Source organism: Acidovorax sp. HMWF018 (genome assembly GCF_003061035.1).
Taxonomy (GTDB): domain Bacteria; phylum Pseudomonadota; class Gammaproteobacteria; order Burkholderiales; family Burkholderiaceae_C; genus Acidovorax; species Acidovorax delafieldii.
The window spans coordinates 1-2926 of the sequence record NZ_QAIM01000387.1; the positions used below are offsets into that span (position 1 = coordinate 1).

Genomic DNA, 2926 nt, shown 5'->3' on the forward strand with positions numbered 1-2926 from the left:
AATGCGCTAGTGGACAAATGGCCAAGAAGAGGGGTGAGTGGCTGCATCAACGCTCCTGTGCATCAACGTCGAAGGACTCCATCACTTCCCTGAGGCGCTTTGCGGTGACCCGGCCCTTCGTTCCTTAAATCCAACGATGAATCGCACGACTCGACCAGAGATGGGTTGGACTGCTCACCAATGGCAGGCCTGGTCGTTTCCTGCCCTCACTCTCCTGGCTATGCTCGGCGGCGTCATCCTTTGGGATGGAGGCGTCGCACACCTGTCGGCTTGCCCGGCCCAACAGATGGCGTTCCTGGCGGTAAACGGGGGCTCCACGATCCTCCCTGCATGGTTCTGGTACGGTCTGACTGGGTTGGGAGACGCGGCAGTCCTGATGCCGGCGTTGGCGCTCCTGACGCTGCGCAAGCCGCAGGCCTGGGCCGCCGTCGTCGCATCGGTGCCTACAGCAGCGCTGATGTCCGTGCTGGGCAAGCATTGGTCCGCTGTGGCCCGCCCAGCGGCCGTTCTCGATGCGTCGTCATTCACACTCATCGGGGAGGCCTTGCGCTACAACAGTTTTCCTTCCGGCCACAGCATCACGGTGTTCGCGGCGGCCGCGGCGGTTCTCGCTACTTTGCTGCCATCGCCGCGCACGAGCCGCGCCAGACTGCTGCTCGCTGCCGGTGTGACGGTTGCGCTGATGATCGCGCTCTCGCGCGTCGCGGTGGGCGCGCATTGGCTGGCCGATGTATTGGCTGGTGGCGCAGGCGGTTGGCTCGCCGGACTGAGCGGTGCCGCTCTGGCCCGCCGGACCGGTTGGTGGCGCTGGCTCCTGGTCGGAAAGGGGCGCCAGGCAGCCGGCGCGTTCCTCTGTGTGTGGGGTTTGCTGCTGCTGCTTCAGGCGCATCGGGCGAACGGCAACGCAGCCATCCTGGCACTGTCCGGGTTGTGCGGCCTTGTTGCCGGGTTCGCGCTGTTGATCCGCCGCCCCAACCAGGCGGCGGCCGGAACCTGCCGCGGAACATCTCTTCAACGGCCGTCTGACTGAGGTGCGCCGATGGCGTAGATGTCCAGTCGCTTGGCATACACACCGCCGCGCATGTCGAAGGCGCCCATCACGCTGTGGAAGATATTGGCCTGGGAGTGCGCGGTGCCGCGCGCCAGGCGTGCCTCGTCTATTTGCTTGCGACGCTTGAAGGATTCAGACATCCAGACAAGGAACGGCACCTCCTTCTGGACGTCAGGTGCCAACGCGATCGGCGTGCCGTGCAGGTAGAGGCCGTTCTCGCCGAGCGACTCGCCATGATCAGAGATATAGAGCAGGGTCGAGGGGATGCCGTCCAGTCCTTGCAGCAGCCGGATCGCGCGCGCCACAACGTGATCGGTGTAGAGGATCGTGTTGTCGTAGGCATTGACGAGTGATTCGGGGGTGCAGCGATCGAGCTCGACCGACTTGCACACCGGCCGAAAGACCTCAAAAGACGGCGGGACCTTGGCGGCGTATGCAGGGCCGTGGCTGCCGCTCTGATGCAGTACGACGAAGACCTTGCCGCGCTGCGAGCTCCGTATCCGCTGCTCCAGCCCTTGCAGCAGCAGGTCGTCCTGCGTACAAAGGCTTCCGACGCAGCCCGCCTCCAGATCTTTCGCGCGCTCATAGCTCGCCACGCGCATGGGTGGCTCACCCCAATTGTTGCTGCGCCAGAACACGTCGATGCCATGACGCTGCAGGTAACTGGGCAGCAGCTCCTTGGAGCCGGCCAGCCGCAAACCCGGGTCGTCGTGCGAAAGAATGCAAAGCACCGCTTCCGTGGTGTAGGTGGCGCAGGCTGAGGTGTTCGACAGGGCCACGGCACCTGAGACTGCCAGCTGCGGATTCGTCGCACGCCCATAGCCGTACAACGAAAAGTTTCGGGCCCGCGCCGATTCGCCGATCACGAGCATCACGACCGTTTTTTCGTCACTGCCGAAAGTGGCGTCGGGCAGGGGATCCGCTTGCCGCTCAGCCGCCCACTTTGCCGTTTGGTACCGTGCGAGATTGATCGTGTACGACCATGGCAGGATCATTCCGCCGAGTGACCGCGCGTGTTTGTCGATCCATAGCCAGGTGCTTGAAGCAGCATAGATCCAGCCCAGGCCGCCCACCACCGCCACCAGCGCGAATACGGCAAGGCGGACGCGGCGCACGGGGCGCAAGTCAATCCGAGCTAAAAGCACGCATGGAACCAGCCCGAAGACGGCCACGTAGAGCAGCAGCTTTGGATGCCATAGAGACCAAGCCTCGGCCAAGTCGGTGTTCACCACGTTCCCCATCATGGTTTTGTCCAGCAGCACACCGTACGTCTGGATGAAATACAGCGCGCAAGCGTTCAGGATGGCGCCAGCCATGCACAGCGGTTTGAGCAGTCGTTGCGAGACGAGGCCGGCAAGCGCCAGCAGGGTGGCGGTGACGAACGCCACTACCACATAGAGCGTCCCCAAGGTCAATGCGCCGCTGAAGCTGAGCGTGTCTTGCCTTGCGGCCGCATAACCGTACAGGGGAGCCTGATAAATCGCCGCGTTGAGCAGCGCGATTATCGCGACCAGCAGCACGGCATCAGGGCGCGGCCGACGAGCCGCGGCCCGTAGCGTCCTGGTAAGGTGCCCCCGGGTGGGCGTCGCGGGCTCTGAACTCTGAGTCATGACTTCAGGAAACTTTCCAGGCTGATGTTCAACCCCACGATTTAGGCCACAAAAACATGCGCCCTCAGCGGCATCTTTGATGCGGGGGCCTGTATCCCTTGCTGTGATGGTGAAATTAAAGCAAAGAGAGCAGATGGCAAGAATACAGGGGCACGCTACGACCGCGCAACGCACTTCCTGGGTGGTAGGACGGCATCCCGAAATTGCGAAGAGCTGGCGGTAGCGCGTTTACTCAGCCGTTGCGCCCGACGGTATCAGGACCTGA

General features: G+C 63.2%; 2 protein-coding genes. One reads left to right on the forward strand and one right to left on the reverse strand.

Features of this window, described 5'->3' with window-relative positions; all coding sequences use genetic code 11:
* The first annotated feature begins 136 nt into the window (after window positions 1-136).
* Window positions 137-1030, forward strand: a complete 894-nt coding sequence (locus DBR23_RS15435; RefSeq protein ID WP_082763155.1) for a phosphatase PAP2 family protein — start codon at window positions 137-139, stop codon at window positions 1028-1030.
* Here DBR23_RS15435 and eptA read toward each other — a convergent pair.
* A complete protein-coding gene (gene eptA / locus DBR23_RS15440; protein ID WP_067513285.1) occupies window positions 1012-2571 on the reverse strand; it encodes a phosphoethanolamine--lipid A transferase EptA in 1560 nt (519 codons plus the stop codon). The genes DBR23_RS15435 and eptA overlap by 19 nt on opposite strands.
* Window positions 2572-2926 lie beyond the last annotated feature (355 nt).